General features: G+C 48.0%; 19 protein-coding genes. 4 read left to right on the forward strand and 15 right to left on the reverse strand.

Going from position 1 to position 19,250, the window contains the following annotated elements:
* Positions 1-20: 20 nt before the first annotated feature.
* Together P397_RS0115235 and P397_RS0115240 are read right to left on the reverse strand one after the other, a co-directional pair.
* Entirely contained in the window at positions 21-284 is a 264-nt protein-coding gene (locus P397_RS0115235) for a metal-sensitive transcriptional regulator (protein ID WP_026834068.1), read from the reverse strand.
* Between the two features lie 99 nt (positions 285-383).
* Positions 384-1,232, reverse strand: a complete 849-nt coding sequence (locus tag P397_RS0115240) for a LysR family transcriptional regulator (RefSeq protein ID WP_028107059.1) — start codon at positions 1,230-1,232, stop codon at positions 384-386.
* A 112-nt stretch (positions 1,233-1,344) separates the two neighbouring features.
* On the opposite strand from P397_RS0115240, the gene P397_RS0115245 reads away from it, so the two are divergent.
* Positions 1,345-2,211, forward strand: a complete 867-nt coding sequence (locus P397_RS0115245) for a sulfite exporter TauE/SafE family protein (RefSeq protein WP_028107060.1) — start codon at positions 1,345-1,347, stop codon at positions 2,209-2,211.
* A gap of 271 nt (positions 2,212-2,482) precedes the next feature.
* Here the strand turns inward: P397_RS0115245 and P397_RS0115250 are convergent, their stop codons facing one another.
* Positions 2,483-3,340, reverse strand: coding sequence for a YihY/virulence factor BrkB family protein (locus tag P397_RS0115250; protein WP_028107061.1), 858 nt, complete (start codon positions 3,338-3,340; stop codon positions 2,483-2,485).
* A 185-nt stretch (positions 3,341-3,525) separates the two neighbouring features.
* On the opposite strand from P397_RS0115250, the gene P397_RS0115255 reads away from it, so the two are divergent.
* The gene (locus P397_RS0115255) at positions 3,526-4,626 is read left to right on the forward strand and encodes a nitric oxide synthase oxygenase (protein ID WP_028107062.1); all 1,101 of its coding nucleotides are present in this window, start codon (positions 3,526-3,528) and stop codon (positions 4,624-4,626) included.
* The gene (locus P397_RS0115260) at positions 4,623-5,087 is read left to right on the forward strand and encodes an NUDIX hydrolase (RefSeq protein WP_028107063.1); all 465 of its coding nucleotides are present in this window, start codon (positions 4,623-4,625) and stop codon (positions 5,085-5,087) included. The genes P397_RS0115255 and P397_RS0115260 overlap by 4 nt, the downstream gene beginning before the upstream one ends.
* Positions 5,088-5,348: 261 nt before the next feature.
* Here P397_RS0115260 and P397_RS17655 read toward each other — a convergent pair whose 3' ends face one another.
* From P397_RS17655 to P397_RS0115310, 9 genes are all read right to left on the reverse strand, one after another.
* Positions 5,349-6,128 carry a GNAT family N-acetyltransferase gene (locus P397_RS17655; RefSeq protein ID WP_051524058.1) on the reverse strand — a complete coding sequence of 260 codons (780 nt, stop codon included), beginning with the start codon at positions 6,126-6,128 and terminating at the stop codon, positions 5,349-5,351.
* Between the two features lie 106 nt (positions 6,129-6,234).
* Entirely contained in the window at positions 6,235-7,620 is a 1,386-nt protein-coding gene (locus P397_RS0115275; RefSeq protein ID WP_028107064.1) for an amino acid permease, read from the reverse strand.
* 223 nt (positions 7,621-7,843) lie between these two features.
* Entirely contained in the window at positions 7,844-9,649 is a 1,806-nt protein-coding gene (locus P397_RS0115280) for a mechanosensitive ion channel (RefSeq protein WP_026834076.1), read from the reverse strand.
* 189 nt (positions 9,650-9,838) lie between these two features.
* Positions 9,839-11,245: an MBL fold metallo-hydrolase gene (locus P397_RS0115285; protein WP_028107065.1), complete on the reverse strand. Its 1,407-nt coding sequence runs from the start codon at positions 11,243-11,245 to the stop codon at positions 9,839-9,841.
* Between the two features lie 46 nt (positions 11,246-11,291).
* Positions 11,292-11,591 (reverse strand): rhodanese-like domain-containing protein, encoded by a 300-nt coding sequence (locus P397_RS0115290; protein ID WP_028107066.1) that lies wholly within the window; start codon positions 11,589-11,591, stop codon positions 11,292-11,294.
* A 185-nt stretch (positions 11,592-11,776) separates the two neighbouring features.
* Positions 11,777-13,648 (reverse strand): ABC transporter ATP-binding protein, encoded by a 1,872-nt coding sequence (locus P397_RS0115295; RefSeq protein ID WP_028107067.1) that lies wholly within the window; start codon positions 13,646-13,648, stop codon positions 11,777-11,779.
* Positions 13,645-15,369, reverse strand: a complete 1,725-nt coding sequence (locus P397_RS0115300; protein ID WP_028107068.1) for an ABC transporter ATP-binding protein — start codon at positions 15,367-15,369, stop codon at positions 13,645-13,647. Before P397_RS0115300 ends, P397_RS0115295 begins: the two co-directional genes overlap by 4 nt.
* A complete protein-coding gene (locus tag P397_RS0115305; protein ID WP_028107069.1) occupies positions 15,362-15,850 on the reverse strand; it encodes a MarR family winged helix-turn-helix transcriptional regulator in 489 nt (162 codons plus the stop codon). The genes P397_RS0115300 and P397_RS0115305 overlap by 8 nt, the downstream gene beginning before the upstream one ends.
* A 196-nt stretch (positions 15,851-16,046) precedes the next feature.
* Positions 16,047-16,916, reverse strand: coding sequence for a cation diffusion facilitator family transporter (locus tag P397_RS0115310; RefSeq protein ID WP_026834081.1), 870 nt, complete (start codon positions 16,914-16,916; stop codon positions 16,047-16,049).
* 302 nt (positions 16,917-17,218) lie between these two features.
* Here P397_RS0115310 and P397_RS0115315 point away from each other — a divergent pair, with 302 nt between their 5' ends.
* Positions 17,219-17,542 carry a thioredoxin family protein gene (locus P397_RS0115315; protein ID WP_026834082.1) on the forward strand — a complete coding sequence of 108 codons (324 nt, stop codon included), beginning with the start codon at positions 17,219-17,221 and terminating at the stop codon, positions 17,540-17,542.
* Positions 17,543-17,584: 42 nt separating this feature from the next.
* On the opposite strand, the gene P397_RS0115320 is transcribed toward P397_RS0115315, so the two are convergent.
* From P397_RS0115320 to P397_RS0115330, 3 genes are all read right to left on the reverse strand, one after another.
* A complete protein-coding gene (locus P397_RS0115320; protein ID WP_028107070.1) occupies positions 17,585-17,884 on the reverse strand; it encodes an excalibur calcium-binding domain-containing protein in 300 nt (99 codons plus the stop codon).
* A gap of 176 nt (positions 17,885-18,060) precedes the next feature.
* Positions 18,061-18,243, reverse strand: a complete 183-nt coding sequence (locus P397_RS0115325) for a hypothetical protein (protein WP_028107071.1) — start codon at positions 18,241-18,243, stop codon at positions 18,061-18,063.
* Complete coding sequence (locus tag P397_RS0115330) at positions 18,236-19,180, reverse strand: tetratricopeptide repeat protein (RefSeq protein ID WP_028107072.1); 945 nt, start codon at positions 19,178-19,180, stop codon at positions 18,236-18,238. Before P397_RS0115330 ends, P397_RS0115325 begins: the two co-directional genes overlap by 8 nt.
* Between the last annotated feature and the right edge of the window lie 70 nt (positions 19,181-19,250).

Consider the following 19,250-nt stretch of genomic DNA (forward strand, 5'->3'; position numbering starts at 1 on the left):
TATTTTCTTTTAAAAATTTTTTATCTGCTTTTCAATAACAGTTGAACCGCTTCTGCTACGGCTTGTTCATGATTGTCTGCCGTGTCATCATTCGTCACACAGTCAATGAGGTTTTCACTCACGACCAGTCCAATGACACGATCAATCGCACTCCGTGTCGCACTCAGTTGAGTGACAACCTCTTTGCAGGATGCTTCTTCTTTCATCATCCGGGTGATGGCGTGAAGTTGCCCTTCAATCCGGTTCATCCGGTGAATGATTTTGTCTTCGTATACTTTTTCCATGTGAAGAACACGCTCCTTTTTTCGTGTGACCTGCGTCATATCCATTGGCTACATTCCATACAATAATACCTACAGGGGTATAAGTCAACGAAAAAGTTTTTAATCTGATCCGGAGTGTTCCTTCATCCACTTGTGGGACAGACGGGTCGTCTCCCCTTTTAACGTAATGAATTGAAAAACGCGTTGGTCGATTCGGGAATCATCATGTGTCTTAAATCTATTCGAATCGAGCAAAGTACCTGCCAAACGTTCCGAGAGAATCGAGATTCCCGTCCCGTTCGCGATCAATTGTTTAATCAGCCGATTGGAATACACGGTAATGATCCGTTTTGGAACAATCGCTTGCGTGGCTAACCATGTTTCCAGTGCGAAGCGGGCAGCTGACCCTTCTTCCCGGTAAATCCACGTCGCCTGCTCCAAAGCAAGGCTTTCGTGACCGATGATCCGTAATCGGTCGGTCGCAAAAGGAAGCGCCTCGATTTGATGGGAATGATGTGGTCCTTCTACCATCCCTAAATCGATTTCGTGATGAAGTAATGCCTGCTCGACTTGTTCTTGGTTCATCACCCGGGCATCCACTGACGCGTCCGGATAAGCGACAAGAAAGTCGTGGATCATCTGTTCTAACATCGCTTCATAGATGGTATGCGTCGCGGCGATTCTTAACGTCCCTCGGGTGATCCCTTCTAATTCATCCATTTCTTGTTCCAACCGTACCGTCTGGTGCAGAATTTCTTTGGCATGACGATACACAATCCGTCCGGCTTCTGAGATTTCGATCGTCTTGTTAAACGTATGCCGATGAATCAGACTTTGCCCGAAATGTTCTTCGAGATGCTTTAAGTGAAGACTGACCGTCGGCTGTGAAATATACAGCCGTTCAGCTGTTTTCGTAAAGTGTTTTGTTTCGACTAACGTAACAAATGTCTTCAGTTCATTAAAATTCATTTCTTCACCTCATTTATTTTTCTGATTCTTAGTATCAGTATAATTCATTTTCCTGATTAAGACTTTCCCCGTAGAGTCATCTGTATCACCTCACAGAAAGAAGGAACACCCTTTGGAACTATTACTTTTTCTTTTACTCGGCGCCGCAATCGGCATCCTTTCCGGCTTTTTTGGAATCGGTGGAGGCATCATTCTGACCCCACTTTTATTGATCTTAGGATACGCCCCCAGCACAGCGATCGTCTTAAGTTTACTGTTGACGCTTGGTTCGACGGTGACCGGCACCTTTGCCCACCTCCGCCAGAACAACTTTCATCTTCGGGATGCGGGTACGATTGGGCTGGCAGGGATCATCGGATCTGCTGCCGTTACGCCTGTCGTTTTTTGGATGGAACAACACAACGGTGCAGACATCATTATTTCCACGCTGTACATCGTCCTATTGCTTCTGTTTGCGATTCAATTCTTAAAACCGGCAAAAAAAATCATTCGCGAGACGCCTGTTGTGCACGCTTCGTTTTATAAATTAGTCGCAATCGGCGGAGCCGCCGGAATTCTGTCGTCTTTGATGGGCGTCAGCGGTGGCTTTTTGCTCACCCCGCTGCTGATGGGATGGGTGCGTTTCCCCCTTAAACAAGCCATCGGAACCAGTATCGCAGCGGCCACGTTAATTGTCCTCGGCGGAATCACGAGTTACTTCATCTCGGGGACGCAGGCTCCGCTCGGTTTAGGAGTTGTTTTGATTATCGGCGCACTGATCGGCTCACCACTCGGTGCTTCCTTTCTCAATCTCTTCAGCACACACTTTATTAAAAAGAGTTTGGGCAGTTTTTATGCAGCTGTCGCCACGAGTGTTTTCTTGAAAACGACACACCATGAACAACTTTCTCTGCTCCTGCTCGCTTTGTTTACGACCGGATTGATTGGTCTGTTCGTCTATCAAAAAACCGTTCAACGTCAAACAAAAGACTGTCCTTAACAGACAGTCTCAGAACGATGATGTTGATCTCTTTTTCCCATCATAATGATTCCTCTTCTTTTGAATATCTATGCTGGTTTTATACCTGGAGGCGTGAAAGAAAAAGCGGTTGTTCGCTCGAAATCGCTTCCTAGGGAAAAACAAGCAGGAGCGACCCAGCAGCGATGCGGCGCGATGCTTGGCCCAGGAAAACGATTCGAAGCGAACAAAAAAAGCGGTTCTTCTCGATCAAGAGAAAAACCACTCCTTTGTCTTCAGTCTGAGGCTGCTCTTAACGGACAGTCTCTTGTTTAATTTTTTCTGGTTTTAAAACTTTGGCTTCCTTCTTTTGACGCATCCGTTCAGCATTCATCAAGCCCCCGAGCATCAAGACGACCGACGAAAGATAAAACCATGTCATCAAGACGATGATTCCGGCGAGTTGTCCGTACAGACGGTCATAACTGCCGAATTCTGCGTAGTAGGAGAAGAATTCCGATACCGCCTGCCAGGCAATCGTTGCAAAAACGGCACCCGGTAACACTTGGCGTACAGTCAGCCGGACACTCGGCAACACGCGGTAGAGCAGGATGAAGAACATCAACAGGAACAACGAACCGAGTCCCCAGCGGAACAGAAACCAGACCCACGAATAGTTGGTGACAAAGTCATTGACGAGGGCAAAATGCGTGATGAAGCGGCGCGTCAGCTTTTCCGCCACCGGAACGAGGAGGGACATCGGTAAGATGACCATCATTCCGATCGTAAAACCAAAGTCCTGCAACAACCCTCTCCAAAACGGCACTTTTCGTGTCACTTCTAACGCATCATTTAACGAACGGACCAGTGACTGGACCGACATCGAAGCAAGCCAAAAGGCGGCCAGGAAACTGATCGAGGCAAGTTTTAATCCACCGTCATCAAAAATTCCGACGACATTTCTCCGGATCAACTCATACGTCTCTGCCGGTGCAAACGGACGGATCAAATCGAGCACGTCTCCGGACGTAAACGGTAAAAAGGATACCAATCCCACAACAAATAATAAAAACGGGAATAAGGACAACATCAGATAATAGGCGAGTTGTGCCGACTTATCAAAGAAGGCTTCGCCGAAAAAACGCGCAAATACAGGTTTTAATAATGACATAACTATTTCCTCACTTTCGAATGATTCCTTTCTCTATCCCCCTTTCGGTGCTACTTTTAAACTTTTGTAGTCTTTTGAACTCGTAAGTAAGCGTTTAACGATTATCGATTGGCAGAAAGCTGAAGCAGGCGGTACACTGAAACAAGAACAATCGTCGTGTTGGATAAAAGAAAGGATTCTACGCCGTGCCTACTTTACTTGCCGAAGCCGAACGCTTCTTAACTGACTATATAGAACAATACCCGCAGGACAGTAATCGCCTGCATGAAGTCCGGAATGAAATTTCCCGGACAGGGACATATGAACAAACGTCCCAAGAGTTAGCGTACGGGGCAAAGCTCGCTTGGCGCAACAGCAACCGCTGCATCGGCCGTCTCTTTTGGGATCAGCTCCACGTCATCGATGCACGGGATGCTTTAACCATCGAGACGATTCGCGATGCCCTATTTGAGCATATCGAATATGCGACGAATGATGGGCGTGTCCGTTCGACGATTACGATTTTTCACCCGGACCGCGTCCGCGTCTTGAATCATCAATTGATTCGTTATGCCGGATATGAGACACCGGAGGGCATCACCGGGGACCCGAACTCCGTTGCCTTTACCAACCAGTGCCAGTCACTCGGTTGGTCCGGTCAAGGAACCGCCTTTGATGTCTTGCCGTTGTTGATTGAACTCGACGGGCACGTCAGCCTGCATCCGCTTCCGGACGACCTGGTGCTCGAAGTAACGATCACCCATCCCGACTACGACTTATTCGGCGATCAAACCATCAAATGGTACGCCGTGCCGATGATTTCCGATATGCGGCTCGAAATCGGCGGCATCTCCTATCCGTGCGCGCCGTTCAACGGCTGGTACATGGGAACGGAAATCGGCGCCCGTAATTTAGCGGATACCGATCGTTATGATCTCTTGCCGCTTGTTGCGAGACAGCTCGGACTCAATACATCACGGGAACGTTCCTTATGGAAAGACCGTGCCCTCGTCGAATTGAATCTGGCCGTTCTCGATTCGTTTGAACGGGCTGGCGTGACCATCGTCGATCACCATACAGCTGCCAAACAGTTTGCCCGATTCGAAAAAAATGAAGCCGCGTGTGAACGGGATGTCACCGGCGACTGGTCCTGGCTTGTACCGCCGATGAGCGGTGCCGCGACACACCTGTTCCATAAAGACTTTGAACCGACAATCAAACGGCCTAACTTCTTTCCCGGTGTTGCTCCGGCCGAAAAAACAACTGCCCCCACCGGTTGTCCGTTCCACCAGGAGGTTTCCCGATGAATTACGTCAAGACGCTGCGGGATCAAGTCGGACAAACGCCGTTGATCTTGGTCGGTGCCGTCGTGCTTGTCATCAACAACGGGCACATCCTGCTTGAGCAACGCAATGAATCGCAGGCACGGTTCGGACTGCCCGGTGGATTAATGGAATGGGCCGAATCAACGGAAGAAACGGCCCGTCGTGAGCTGTTGGAAGAGACCGGTCTCGTCGCGGAACAGCTGACGTTACTGGGTGTCTATTCCGGAAAAAATTACGTCACGACGCTTGCAAACGGTGATGTCTTTCAAAGCGTGACCCTTGCTTACGTGACAACTGAAACGTCCGGTACGTTACGAATCAGTGAGGAAAGTTTTGCGTTGACCTATTTCCCGTTAACGGAATTACCGGACAACATCGTCGGATCGCATCGTGTGATGATTGAAGACTACTTACGCCTTCAACATGGAGCAATCACGCCATAACGGGCTTGTTCTTTTTAGTAAACGAAAGCGAAGCGATTTTGGTTTTACATTTTTTAATGGTAGGCTAGAAGAAAATCGTAGTTTTCTACAGATTTGAGGTTGTTCTATGATGAACAAAATCATGCTGATCATGCTCGGTGGCACCGGAATCCTGTTTGTGATTTTTGCCATTATCGTCATGATCAGTTTATGGACCTGACAAAAAGCCATGATGTGTGGCGTTCCCCCAGGGGACTTCCGCACATCATGGCTTTTTTTGTATCAGATGGTTTGACTCATGACGAATTGCTTCAAGTCCCGCTGCTTCCAACCGGCTTGCCGTAAGTCGTCCCACACTTGTGGATTGGTCGACTGCAACTGATAACGGGTTCCCGTCAAACGGCGTGTCGCTTCTGTCGCGATCCGCGCTACGTCTTTCTCTTCCGTTATAATCGCAAAAATCGACTCATTAGCGGTCGCAATGAACGCACCGTCGAGTTCATAGTACTGTGCTTGTGCCTGCTTCATGACCGTCTGGTCTTGTTGCCAGATGTATTCCCCTTGCTGTACGTAACGGCGCTCAAATGCAACCGCATCAATCTCGATAAGCGGCTCCATCTGGTCGGATTCTTCCCGAAGAAAATAGCCGAGTTCGTCGACTGTGCGGTAACCGAATTTCTGATAGAGCGAAATGGCCGGCTCATTTCCTTGAATGACTTCGAGCATCAGACAATCGACCTTTAACGATTTGGCGTAACTTAGCTGGGCATCATAGAGAGCTTTGGCAATCCCAAGCCGTCGGTATTGGGGATCTACCGCAAGACCACCACATCGCATGACCGTCTTTTTCTTGATGGTCTTCAGCCCATTCAACCAAATGGCGACCGGTCGTTCGCCGTGGTAGGCAATAAACGAATGCTCGAGTTGATTCCAGTCGCGTTCCAGGATTCGTTCTTGAAATACCTCACGTGAAAGACCTAATGGAATTATGTAATCGCTGAATCCTTCTTGCATCACTAAAAATGCGGTTTCTGTATCAGGTGCCCGTTTAATATGAATCATCTCGGATCGCCCCTTTCTTTACAATTGTTCGCCTTTTTAGCACGCCATTCCTGCCGAGGACCAAACAAAAAGCCATTCAGAACAGCTTCTGAATGGCCGGATCTTATTAATGTAATTTCGAGCGTGTTCTTCCGTACAGGAAGTAAACTGCAAGTCCGATCCCTGTCCAGATGAAGAATGCGACCCATGTGAACGGTTGAAGGTTCAACATCAACATGATACACGCAAGGACCGAAAGAATCGGCAAGAATGGAACCAATGGCACTTTGAACGCCCGTTTCAAATCCGGACGTGTTTTCCGGAGGATGATGACGGCGATCGAGATTAACGAGAAGGCAGCCAGTGTACCGATATTGATTAATTCTGCGAGCGTACCGAGTGGGACGAATCCGGCAATCAATCCGGCTGTTGTTCCTAAAATCCATGTTGCTTTCACCGGCGTATGCGATTTTTCGTTCACGTCCGAGAAGACTTTTGGCAACAACCCATCACGGCTCATTGCGAACAAGAGACGAACAAGACCAAATGTCATGACGAGGATAACCGTTGTCATTCCGACGATCGCGCCTAAGTCAACGAATCCTGCGACCCAGTCCTGACCGGCTACTTTTAATGCAAGTGAAACCGGGCTGTCAACCCCTTCAAATTGTTTGAACGGGACGATTCCGACCATGATGGCGGATACGACAACGTACAATACGGTAACGATCCCAAGTGATCCTAAGATCCCGATCGGCAAGTTACGGCCTGGATCTTTCACTTCTTCTGCAGCCGATGTGACGGCATCAAAACCAAGATAAGCAAAGAAGGCGATGGCGGAAGCTTGTAACACACCACTGATACCGAACGGTGCGAATGGTGCGTAGTTGCCTGGCTCAACGTACCAGATTCCGACGACGATGAACAAGATGACGACGGCGACTTTGACGAGAACCATGATATTGTTGACGCGTTTTGTTTCCTTAATGCCCATCGATAATAAGAACGTGATGACCATTAAGATCAAGAAGGCCGGCAAGTTGAAGAACGTTTCGCTGCCGGGTACTGCTCCTGGTGCAGCGGTTAAAGCAGTCGGTAAACTGATACCAAATCCGGATAATAATGACTGGAAATAACCGGACCAGCCTGTTGCGACCGCACTCGACGCTAAACCGTATTCTAATATGAGACACCAACCGATAATCCAGGCAACGAGTTCCCCAATCGTTGCGTACGTGTAGGTGTAGACACTACCCGACACAGGAATCATCGATGAAAATTCCGCGTAACAGAGGGCGGCTAATGCACAGACAATAGCAGAAATAATAAATGCAACCGGTAAAGCTGGTCCTGCATACAGCGCTCCTGTTCCTGTTAGGACAAAGATTCCCGTCCCGATAATGGCACCAATACCGAGTAAGACAAGATCAAAACCCGATAAATGCCGTGCCAATTTGGAATGACTTTTTTGATCCATCATGACACTGACGTCTTTCTTACGAAGCAAACTCATAAAACACCCTCCGAACTTTCTCTTTTTTCTGAATATTCAAATCATTTTTCTGATTGACTTCATCATCATAACAAACGATGTCAGGTTTTATAAGCCGTTCTTTCTGTGTTTTTTCACAAATTGGTCAAACCAGTTTTGTTGTTTTACTACAATACGAATATGTGGATACGCGTTAACGCACTAAAAAACTCCTCCACCGATGGGTGAAGGAGTTTTGGTTTGGTTACGGACGATCATTTGGGTGATCTAAGTTCGGACCGCGGTTAGCATCCGGATCGATCGGATAATCGTCTTGTTGTGCTAAATCATTTTCAGGAAGTGCACCCTTTGGCGTACCATGTGTCGGGTTCACGTTCGTAGAAGATGATGGTTTAGAGGCTTTTGGTGCTTGATCTGGTGTGACATCATCTGCTGCTTTTGATGCTGCACCTTTTGCTGCTTCTTTTAAGCTCGGCTTTGTTGAAGCAGACGATGTGTTGTTTGATGGCAGGTTCGATGTGTCGATGTCTGCATTTTCTGCTTTTTTCTGGAGACGATCGAGGTAACGTGATGCGTTATCACGACCACCTAAACCAAACGCCAGTCCGAAAGCAAGTGCGACAGCACCGAGGATCAAGATGAACGCCGAGTTAACGATTGTTGCTGCTACACCAAGCTGATCAAGTGCCATGAAGACAGCAAGAGCAAGGATGGCATATTTCGCGACGCTTGAAAGAACTTTTAAGTCTGAGTTCGCGAACAAGCTGTCCATTGTACGTTTCACCAAGTTGCTGATGATGATACCGATTGCCAAGATGACGATTGCCGTCAAGACACTTGGAAGGAAAGCAAGAACTGCGCGACCCAGGTCAACCATGAAGTCGAGACCAATCAGGTTGAATGCTTCAACGACGAACAAGACGACGATGACGATTTCAACAAGTGATCCAACGATCGATGACGGTGATGTCGAAGCATTGTTCGCATCCCAGCTACCGATTTTCAAATGACGTGTTAAGTTGTTGAATCCGAGGCGTGACAAGAGGTCCGCAACGAATTTCTTGACGAAACGACCGACGTAAAGACCCACAAGAATCAAGACGACGCCGATGATGATGTTTGGAATCATACCAAGAACATCGTTTAGCATGTTGATGGCTGGTCCTGTGATTCCTTTAATGTTGAGTTGATCCAGTGCCGAAATCGTGATCGGAATTAAGATCAGGATGAAGACGACTGTACCAAGGATTGAAGAAAGTGATTTTGTATCTTTTTGTTCGTTTGTACCAATGTTAAAGCGTGAAGCAAATTTGTCTGTCCCGACAGCATGCAGGAAGTTCGTGACGATATCGCGAACGATTTTCGCCACGAGGAATCCGACGAAGAAGATGGCTGCTGCAGCGATCAGACGTGGGATGAACCCAAGGAACGATGACAACAATTGACTGAACGGTTCCGAAACACTTTCAATGTTAAGCGCACCGAGTACACCTGGTAAGAACAGTAACAAGACAAGGTAGAAGACGATTTCGCCTGCAACCTTCGGATAGTTTGACAGATCCGTTTGACCTTGAAGCATTTTGTTCGAACGAATTTTTTCATTCGACATCAATTTCGTTCCTGCTTTGACGATGATCATACGGAGAACAACCGCGATGACGTACGCAAGAAGAAGAATCAATGCTGCTTGCAAGATATTCGGGATTGCGGCGAGCAATGTGCTCATCGTATCCGCAAGTGGTCCTGCAATGATGTTCAGGTTCAAGATGTTAAAGACTAAGATTAAGACAAATACCATCAAGACCCAGAAAACAACAGTTCCGATAATTTTTTCAGGCGTCCACTTTTTCTTTTGTGGTGGCGTACCTTCTTTTTGTGGTGACAGCTTGTTGACGACACCAGATTTTTCTAATGCCTTTTGAATGCCGTTTGCGATCAGCTTCGCAATCAGCCACCCGATCAGGAATACGATAAGTGCTCCTAAAATGTTGCCGAGGGATCCTAGAATCCCGTTCAGGTCAAGCGACGTACTGTTCCAAAAGTTGTTCATCCTGCCACGCTCCTTCATCTCTAAATAAATTAATATATCTCCGACACTTCTTTAATTTCCCCCGCTAAAGAAATTACTAAACCACATTTAACCTGAATGTGGGAGTTTGTGAATAGTATTTAAAAAAATGGATGATTCTAGTCAGAACCATCCATTTACAACAAACTATGCATTTTTAGTATTTTACCGTCACGATTCCGTTGCCGTGCGTTGATGCAAAACGGTCTGTATCGCCGCATATCCACCGTCGATATTGATGACGTCTTTGATACCAAGCGATTGCAACACACTGACCGCCATCCGCGAACGGACGCCCGACGCACAATGGACCGCAACCGGTCGATCTGTCGGGATTTCCTGATGACGTGTTGCAAGCTTCCCGAGCAAAATCCGGTTGGCTTGCGCATAATGTCCGCCGTCCCATTCCGTTTTGTTCCGGACATCCAGGACAAAGACATCACCCGCTTCTGCCGCTTGCATCGCCTGTTCCGCACTCCAATCCGGATACTGTTCCGTCAATTGCTCGTCTGAAAGATTCGCGACGTCAATCACTGTTACGAAGCGATCGAGACCAACCGACTGTAAATCCGTCTGGATCATCTGAAATTGATCCGGTTCCGTAATGACGGCGATATCGTGGTCAAAATCAAGCAACCAACCTGCCCATGTCACGAACTTCGAGTTGTACGGAATGTTGAGCGTGCCGGGTACGTGACCGGCAGCAAATGATTTTCCGTCCCGTGTATCCACGACTTGCATCGTTTGAACAAGCTCTGTTAGCTCGGAAGTGTCCGCGGCACGTGGTGCAGAAAGCGTCGTCGTGTCAGCAATCCCCTCTTTGTTGACCCGTTTCATCATCGCAAAGTAGTTGGGTGGTTCCGGCTGATCCGTCGTCAATTCTTTGACGAATGCTGCCTCGTCCTCCATCTGCAATGCCCAGTTCGTCGCTTTTTCGTAGCCGACCGTCGATGTCGGAATCGCACCAAGTGCTTTTCCGCAGGCACTGCCTGCTCCATGACCCGGCCAGACTTGAACGAAGTCCGGTAACGCTTTGAATCGTTTGAGCGAGTTAAACATCTGCTTCGCTCCGACTGCTGTCGTCCCTTGAATCCCGGCCGCTTCTTCGAGTAGATCCGGACGCCCGATATCGCCGACGAAGACGAAGTCTCCTGTAAAGATCCCCATCGGCACCGTTTGATCACGATCGTATAAGACAAACGAGATATGTTCCGGGGTATGACCCGGGGTATGCATGACTTCAAGTGTCACGTTCCCGACTTTAAAGCTCTCCCCGTCTTTGACGAGACGCGCATCAATCTCTGAAGCAAAACCATACTTCCAAGAAGCATCGCCTTCATCGGACAGGTAAGCTGTCGTTCCGAGACGTTGCGCGAATTCGCGTGTCCCGGAGACGAAGTCAGCATGAATGTGTGTTTCCGCCGTCGCCGAAATTCGAAGTCCTTCTTTTTCTGCTTCTTTGAGATACGGTTCGATGTTTCGTGCCGGATCGATGACAATCGCTTCTCCCGTCTTCTGGCACCCTACCATGTATGAAGCTTGTGCTAATTTTTCATCATAGAAATAGCGTAATAACATAACGATTCCTCCTTTAGTTGAATGGCTGTGCTCGATTGATCCGTTCTTAGCGTGTGACGTTTCCTTCCCAGCTCATCATGCCGCCGTCAACGTTTGTCACGTCAAAACCTGCTTGTTCCAAATACATCGCGGCATTCATGCTGCGTCCGCCGGATAAGCAAATGACATGAAGCGGTCGTGACGGATCCAGTTCGTTGGTCCGCTCCGTCAGTTCCGACAACGGCACGTTTTTTGCTTGTTTGATATGACCGCCGGCGTATTCATCCGTTTCCCGGACGTCGATCAGTTGGATCGTTTCGTCTTGTTGCAGTGTTTGTTCCAGTTCATTTGTCGTCATGTTGTTCATGTTGTTTGCCCCTTTGCTACATAAGTTGATGCCCATAATATACCCCCTACCGTATTAAAGAACAAGAAAAAAGATTGCATCAAAAAAGACAGCACCCGGATCGGGTACTGTCTGACGTTTCACTTTTCAGGAGAAGTGGGGTGAAGGATAAGCCTTTTCCGAGTCCACTTCCTCTGTTTTTCTCCTTAGACCACTTCTTTTTCCGAGAACTGACTGTTGTAAAGATCAGCATAAAACCCGCTTGCGGCAAGCAATTCTTCGTGTGTTCCCTGCTCGATGACACGTCCCTGATCCATCACTAAAATCAAATCGGCATCTTTGATCGTCGAGAGACGGTGGGCGATGACAAAGCTCGTCCGTCCTTCCATCAATCGTTTCATCGCTTTTTGAATGAAGATTTCCGTCCGTGTATCGACGCTTGACGTCGCTTCATCGAGAATCATGATGGGCGGATCGGCGAGGACCGCACGGGCAATCGTCAACAACTGTTTTTGTCCTTGCGAGATGTTCGATGCTTCTTCGTTTAATACGGTGTCATAGCCGTCCGGTAACGTCCGGATGAAGTGATCGGCGTGAGCCGTTTTTGCTGCTTCGACGATTTCCTCTTCCGTCGCACCGGTTTTTCCGTAGGCGAGATTGTCGCGGATTGTTCCGTTAAAGAGCCACGTATCTTGCAACACCATTCCGAACGTCGTCCGTAAATCTTCCCGTGACATCTTCCGCGTATCGATGCCGTCGATGCGGATGACACCGTGGTTGAGTTCATAAAACCGCATCAACAGGTTGATCAGCGTCGTTTTCCCGGCACCGGTCGGACCAACGATCGCAACCGTTTGACCTGGTTTAACGTCGATGTTCATGTCTTCGATCAACAGTTGCTCGCCGTAACCGAAGTCGACGTGTTCAAACGTAACTGCTCCGTCGGCTTTCGCCAACTGATGCGTCGTCACTTCTTTGACTTCCTCTTCTTCATCCAACAGTTCAAAGACCCGTTCGGCAGCGGCGACCGTCGATTGGACGATGTTGGCAATGTTCGCCGTCTGGGTGATCGGTTGCGTGAACTGGCGTGTATAGGTGATGAACGCTTGAATGTCCCCGATCGAGATGCTGCGCTGAGTGACGAGAATCCCCCCGACGACACTGATCAAGACGTAACTGATATTGCCGATGAACATCATCATCGGCATGATGATCCCGGAGATGAACTGGGCTTTTCGTCCCGCCTCATACAACTCGTCGTTGACGGCATCAAACTGTTCAACAGCTTTCCGTTCATGTCCAAACGCCTTAACGACGGGATGACCGGTATACATCTCTTCGACGTGTCCGTTTAATTGTCCGAGCGTCCGTTGTTGATCGGCAAAGTATTTTTGCGACCGTTTCAAGATTGGACGAATCGCAAAAATCGACAGCGGCAACGAGACGAGTGAAATCAATGTCAGCAATGGACTGATCGTCAGCATCATGATTAAAATCCCGACAATCGTCACGATCGATGTGATGAACGACGTCACACTTTGCTGCAACGTACTGCCGATCGTATCGATGTCATTTGTGACCCGACTGAGCGTCTCCCCGTTCGGACGGCCGTCATAATACTTGAGTGGTAACCGCTCCAGTTTCTGATTGACGTCTTCGCGCAAATCATAGACCGTTTTTTGGGCGACACTCGACATGATGTATTGCTGGATGTAACTGAACAGACTGCTGATGACATACAGTCCGGCGAGCACTAATAAAATCTGTCCGATTTTCGTAAAGTCGATTTCCGCACCGGGTACTCCCTGGAACTTGGCATAGGCCCCTTCGAACAGTTCCGTGATCGCCGTTCCCATGATTTTCGGTCCGGCAATCATAAAGATGGTACTGAGAATCGCGGCGATGAAGACGGCAATCAGTGCCGTCCGGCGCGGTTTCAGATAGCCGAGCAATCGGCGGAACGTCGCTTTGAAGTTTTTTGGTTTTTCGCCCATCATCATCATGTTCCCGCCGCCGGGACCACCACCCGGTCCATCTGGAGGACCACCGGCAGGACGTTTTGTTGTACTTGTACTCATGCGATCTCCTCCTCTGACAGTTGGGATTTGACGATTTCTTGATAGACGTCGTTTGTTTCATACAGTTCGTCATGTGTTCCGATTCCGGCAATTTTTCCTTCTTCGAGAACGATGATCTGATCGGCATCCATGACTGTGCTGACACGCTGGGCAACGATCAAGACGGTTGCGTCCTCGGTTTCCTGCTTCAGGGCTTTGCGTAAGGTCGCATCCGTTTTAAAATCAAGCGCCGAGAAACTGTCGTCAAAGACATAGATGTCCGGTTTGCGGACAAGCGCCCGGGCAATCGACAGGCGTTGTTTTTGACCACCGGAGACGTTGGATCCGCCTTGTTCGATAATCGAGTCATACTGATTCGGCATCCGTTCAATGAAATCCGTCGCTTGGGCGACACGCGCCGCATGTTTGATTTCTTCGTCCGTCGCATCCTCTTTCCCGAAGCGGATGTTGTCCGCGATCGTTCCCGTGAACAACAACGCTTTTTGCGGCACAAAACCGATTTTCGAACGTAATTCCTCTTGCGGGACAGCTTGACTGTCGACACCGTTGACTTGAATACTGCCGTTCGTCACGTCATAAAACCGGGGAATCAAATTGACGAGCGTTGATTTTCCGGAGCCGGTTCCGCCAATGACGGCCGTAATTTCACCCGGACGCGCTGTAAAGCTGATGTCCGATAAGACCGGAGCTTCGGCTCCCGGATAACTGAACGTCACCCGGTCAAAGACCAGTGTGCCGCGTTCGCGGTCGGCGGAAGCTGTTCCGGCGTCGACCATCGTCGGCTCCATCTCGAGGACTTCATTAATCCGTTTCGCCGAGACGGCCGCCCGGGGAATCATGACGAACATGACAGATGCCATGACGAGGGCAAACATGATTTGCATGACGTATTGAATAAAGGCCATCAAATCTCCAATCTGCATCCCGCCGTTGTTGATCCGGATGCCGCCGAACCAAATGACACCGACGACGGTCAAGTTCATGACAAGCATCATGACCGGCATCAAAAAGGCCATGATTTTATTGACTTTGATCGAGACGTCCGTCAAATCGGCATTCGCTTTCGTTAACCGAACCTTTTCTTCCGATTCCCGGTTAAAGGCCCGGATGACACGAATCCCGGTCAGATTTTCCCGTAAGACGAGATTCAAACGGTCGAGCCGTTTTTGGACTTTTCCAAACAGCGGAACCCCTTTCCAGAGAATCAACAGAATCGACACAACCAAAACCGGCATCGCGGCGACGATGACGAGTGACAGTTTGGCGTCTTTCGAAACGGCCATGATCAGCCCCCCGACAAACATGATCGGCGCACTGACGACCATCCGCAACATCATGATGACGACTTGCTGGACTTGCGTGATATCGTTTGTCGTCCGCGTAATCAAGGACGCCGTTCCGACTTGATCAAACTCTTGTAGCGTAAAGCGTTCGACGTGGTTAAAGACTTTTCGGCGAATATCGCGTCCAAGTCCCATCGCGGCTTTGGAGGAATAGTAGCTGGCGGCAATCGCTGCGAGTGCACCAAGTCCGGTAATCCCGAGCATGACGGCACCGATTTTCCAAATGTACGCCGTATCGCCCGTCACAACCCCTTTATCGATGATGTCCGCCATCAAGGTCGGTAAATACAAATCGGACATCGATTGGGCGAAGACGAGGATCAAGACGGCGAAGACGGCCCATTTATAGGTCGTCAGATTTTTGAGTAACTTAATCATCTGCACAGCCTCCGTTTCCTGGTGACAAGATGTCTTTTAATCCGTCTGCAATTTGTTCGTGCGTCTTGAGCATCTGTTCAAAGGCAGCAGGATCAATCTGATCGAGAACCTGTTCAAGCCGTTGTTGCATCCCTGCTTCCTGCCGCTTGATTGCGTCAACGAACTGTCGTCCGTGATCACTCAAATTCAGGACGACTTCGCGCCGGTTGTCCGGATTTGTTTCCCGGATCACCCAACCTGATTGAACAAGCCCTTCAATTGATTGACTGAGCGTACTTTTCGGTAAATGCGTATGTGCGGCAAGTTCCTTTTGAGTAATCGGACGTCTTGGCGCAATCGTCATCAAGCTGTGAAATTGCGGTAAACTCAGTCCATTTTCCTGCGCCGTCTGATGAGCTGCCCGAACGAGATGCCGTTGGACATTCCAAAAAGATTGCATCATTGCCGTCGAACGGACCGGCTCACGTTGTTCCGTTTCCATCCTTCCACCTCCATGTTCCATTTTGAATCGTTCCATATCGAACGATTATCTATATAAATTAAATTACGCCGATTAGTTCAGAATGTCAATCAATAAACAATGTGAAAATGCACATAATAACTTCTCAAATCCCATAAAAAAAAGCCCAATCAAAATTGGACTTTCAAACGATTTTTTTGAAGTTGGAAACAGACAATCATTCCGGCTCGACATGGACATGAATGTCGTACACACCGTACTCATCGGTCAACGTATCCTCGACCTTCGTCGCGATATCATGTGCTTGATGGACGTTTAACTGGGAGTTGACGAGAATGACGACATCGACGACTTCATTGTTGCCGTAATTCCGACCTTTGATTGATTTAATCCCTTTGACGCCGTCAAGATCATAAATCACATCTTCATACATCTTGAGTTTGTGTTCATCAAACCCGTCCGACAGCTCATGAGACGCTTCCGAGAAGATGTCCCACGCAGTCTTACAGATCAAGAACCCGACAATGATCGCCGTCACGACATCGAGCCACGGCATCCCGAACTGGGAACCGATGATCCCGACCGTCGTCCCGATACTGACCCAGGCATCGGACAAGTTATCCTTGGCGGCCGCCATGACTGCCTTGCTGTCGATTTTACGCGACAAGTTCCGATTGTAACGGTAGACGAAGTACATCACGATGGCAGAACCGATCCCGACATAAGCAGCAATCAAATCCGGCGACTCCTGTTTGCCTTCGAATAACGTTGAAATCGTATCAATCAAGACTTGCAGACCCACTGCCATCATAATGAAGGAAGCGACCATCGAAGCAATCGTCTCACTTTTCCAGTGGCCGTATTTATGATCGTCGTCTGCCGGACGTCTTGAGATTCGTAATCCGATCAAGACGGCAATCGATGCAATGATATCGGTCGTATTGTTCAAGCCGTCTGCCCGTAAGGCAGCGGAATCGGCTGTATAGCCGACAATCAATTTAATGACGGATAAGACAATATAGGCAACGATGCTGATGATGGCACCGCGCTCGCCAAGCTTTAAATTATCGTATTTTTGTTGATCCATTTGTAGTCGCCCCCACTCGCTCTGTCGATTAGCAAACCTCATCGTAACAGGTCGAAATCAAGTGGGTCTATAGAAATCATTTTGCTTAAAACTAGTTAATTAACAAAAGACCAATAGTGTTTCCTGAGGGCAATTCATCTTTTGTTGTTATATGGCGCTTCTTGTGCAATTTGCGCATACTTGATGTCATTCTATCCGCCAACATTTTTGCAAAATTTCTTTGTTGGGCAATCATAATTCGTGCATCTTATGCTCGGAATCAGTAGACTAAAGATACACACCAACAACAGGGGGATGAACACATGAGTAACTACATTAAAAGTGAAGATACGTTTAAAGAATTGATCGCAAGCGACACACCGGTCATCATCAAGTTCGAAGCAGACTGGTGCCCGGACTGCAAACGGATGGATTATTTCATGCCGGATGTCGAAGCACAATTCAAAGAATTGCCGATCTATACGATCGACAAAGACGAGTTCCCGGAAATCGCATCGGACAACGTCGTCATGGGGATTCCAAGCCTGCTCGTCTTCCAAAACAACGAGAAGCTTGGTCACTTACACAGTGCCAACGCCAAAACACCGGACGAAGTCACAGACTTCCTCAAGAAAAACTTCAACTAAACAGATGAAGACCCACTTTCCAAAATGGAAGTGGGTCTTTTTTTAGCGTTCACAGGCGATGCCGTCTTTGTCACGGTCACTTTTCGTATTAAGGTTATATGTCGCTGAGCTGACATATGCTTTGTATTTTGTGTCTTTGTAGATGGATTTTCCGTTTTTATCGTAACCGGTCCGGTTTTTAATTCCCTTTTTCTTCGCGACGCCACCTTTATAGGTTTTCTGCATCTCCGTACAGTTTTTGAAGGCCTTCGCTTTCGTCGCGGCGTGGCTTTCTGCTGATGTCACACTGATCAACGAAAGACTCAGTACACCGGTCATGATGAGTTTTACTGCCTTGTTCATGTCAATTCCTCCTCAATTTTAAAATTCCAAATTTTAGTGATAATTTGATTATAGAGGATTTTTTTAGAATGTGTTTTGACTTTTTGATTTTTACAGGGATGATTTGTCAGAAAGTTTCTGTGAACCAAAAAAGATCCACCGCTTCGCGACAGACCTTTCTTGAACATCCGATTGAATTATTGTGTTCCTGCTAAATACATGACGACAAACATCAAGATTAAAGGGGTTACCAAGAGGATCAAAAGCGTCAACCACAACCCTAATGCAAAAGCACCCGAATCCCGTAATCGAATCGTCTTCCGGGACTTTACTTTTCGTTTCCCGCTTTTTTCCTCACGTTCACTGACTGGACTAAACATCGCTTCTCTCCTTTTGAATCGGATGAATGAAATCATCTGCCCGGCAAAGAATCGTCACCGACCAGTTCGGGTGAATCCGAAATCCTTGGACAGGACGTGCAGAACCCAGGACGACTATTGGTGTCGCCTCAATCAGATCCAGCCGGGTAAAACGATCGCGGATTCTTCGAATCAACTGCCGCATATGATCGTACGTGATGTCTTGTCCACTCAGCTCGGACAAAGCACTCTGCAAGACCGGATACGTTTGAAATGTCGCTTGATTTAATAACACGATTGTCAAAAACATATGTTGATTCAGCAAATCACTTGGTCGCCCGGCAGTATGTAACGTTTTCCCGGCATCTGAACTTTTCAGCAATAGTTCCATTTTACCCGGTTGCGTCTCGTGAAACGTTTCTTCGTTGATAATCGTTTCATATCCTGCTGCGATTTTCCGGTAATAGATCCGGTCCAGTACGTACTCATCCTGAACGACCATCTCGGCCCGGTAACGGTCGATTCGTTCTTGATCGATGTCGCCCTCGATTTGAAGTTCTAAATCCTCAAGCTTCCGCAAGGCTTCCCGCGTAATCGCCACGCCACAATTAACGAGAAACGTATTCGCTAAAATCAGTTGTGTGTCACTTAAGACGTCCGTCCGTGTACCATCAAGTGCTGTTTTCAAATGATAGGCGGCTTGTTCATATTCACGTTCGCGATACAAGATATAACCCAATCGATAGTTCGCGATTGGATGATGTTTTTCGATTTTAATGGCTTCCAGTAACCACCGTTTTGCTTGGTAATAGTCCGGTGTATCCGATAACTTATAAAACTCTGCCTGACGAACAAGTAAGTCAAGATGTGCTTGACGCTTGATTGCCCGTTCCTCGTGAGTTTCATTCGGTAATTCCCGGCGGATTCGTTGCGCTTCCAAATATCCTGACAGTTCCATTCCCTGTGACTCCTTCATTTTTGACGTGTGACAGCTTGTCACAGCTCCCTTGCTACACTGAAAACAACTT

The sequence above is a fragment of the Exiguobacterium undae DSM 14481 genome (assembly GCF_000620805.1).
Classification (GTDB): Bacteria; Bacillota; Bacilli; order Exiguobacteriales; family Exiguobacteriaceae; genus Exiguobacterium_A; species Exiguobacterium_A undae.

Excerpts from the sequence above, each read along its gene's own strand:
- P397_RS0115235 (WP_026834068.1), bottom strand. The coding sequence starts at position 284 with ATGGAAAAAGTATACGAAGACAAAATCATTCACCGGATGAACCGGATT.
- P397_RS0115240 (WP_028107059.1), bottom strand. The coding sequence starts at position 1,232 with ATGAATTTTAATGAACTGAAGACATTTGTTACGTTAGTCGAAACAAAA.
- P397_RS0115250 (WP_028107061.1), bottom strand. The coding sequence starts at position 3,340 with ATGTCATTATTAAAACCTGTATTTGCGCGTTTTTTCGGCGAAGCCTTC.
- P397_RS0115260 (WP_028107063.1), top strand. The coding sequence starts at position 4,623 with ATGAATTACGTCAAGACGCTGCGGGATCAAGTCGGACAAACGCCGTTG.
- P397_RS17655 (WP_051524058.1), bottom strand. The coding sequence starts at position 6,128 with ATGATTCATATTAAACGGGCACCTGATACAGAAACCGCATTTTTAGTG.
- P397_RS0115275 (WP_028107064.1), bottom strand. The coding sequence starts at position 7,620 with ATGAGTTTGCTTCGTAAGAAAGACGTCAGTGTCATGATGGATCAAAAA.
- P397_RS0115280 (WP_026834076.1), bottom strand. The coding sequence starts at position 9,649 with ATGAACAACTTTTGGAACAGTACGTCGCTTGACCTGAACGGGATTCTA.
- P397_RS0115285 (WP_028107065.1), bottom strand. The coding sequence starts at position 11,245 with ATGTTATTACGCTATTTCTATGATGAAAAATTAGCACAAGCTTCATAC.
- P397_RS0115290 (WP_028107066.1), bottom strand. The coding sequence starts at position 11,591 with ATGAACAACATGACGACAAATGAACTGGAACAAACACTGCAACAAGAC.
- P397_RS0115295 (WP_028107067.1), bottom strand. The coding sequence starts at position 13,648 with ATGAGTACAAGTACAACAAAACGTCCTGCCGGTGGTCCTCCAGATGGA.
- P397_RS0115300 (WP_028107068.1), bottom strand. The coding sequence starts at position 15,369 with ATGATTAAGTTACTCAAAAATCTGACGACCTATAAATGGGCCGTCTTC.
- P397_RS0115305 (WP_028107069.1), bottom strand. The coding sequence starts at position 15,850 with ATGGAAACGGAACAACGTGAGCCGGTCCGTTCGACGGCAATGATGCAA.
- P397_RS0115310 (WP_026834081.1), bottom strand. The coding sequence starts at position 16,916 with ATGGATCAACAAAAATACGATAATTTAAAGCTTGGCGAGCGCGGTGCC.
- P397_RS0115315 (WP_026834082.1), top strand. The coding sequence starts at position 17,219 with ATGAGTAACTACATTAAAAGTGAAGATACGTTTAAAGAATTGATCGCA.
- P397_RS0115320 (WP_028107070.1), bottom strand. The coding sequence starts at position 17,884 with ATGAACAAGGCAGTAAAACTCATCATGACCGGTGTACTGAGTCTTTCG.
- P397_RS0115325 (WP_028107071.1), bottom strand. The coding sequence starts at position 18,243 with ATGTTTAGTCCAGTCAGTGAACGTGAGGAAAAAAGCGGGAAACGAAAA.
- P397_RS0115330 (WP_028107072.1), bottom strand. The coding sequence starts at position 19,180 with ATGGAACTGTCAGGATATTTGGAAGCGCAACGAATCCGCCGGGAATTA.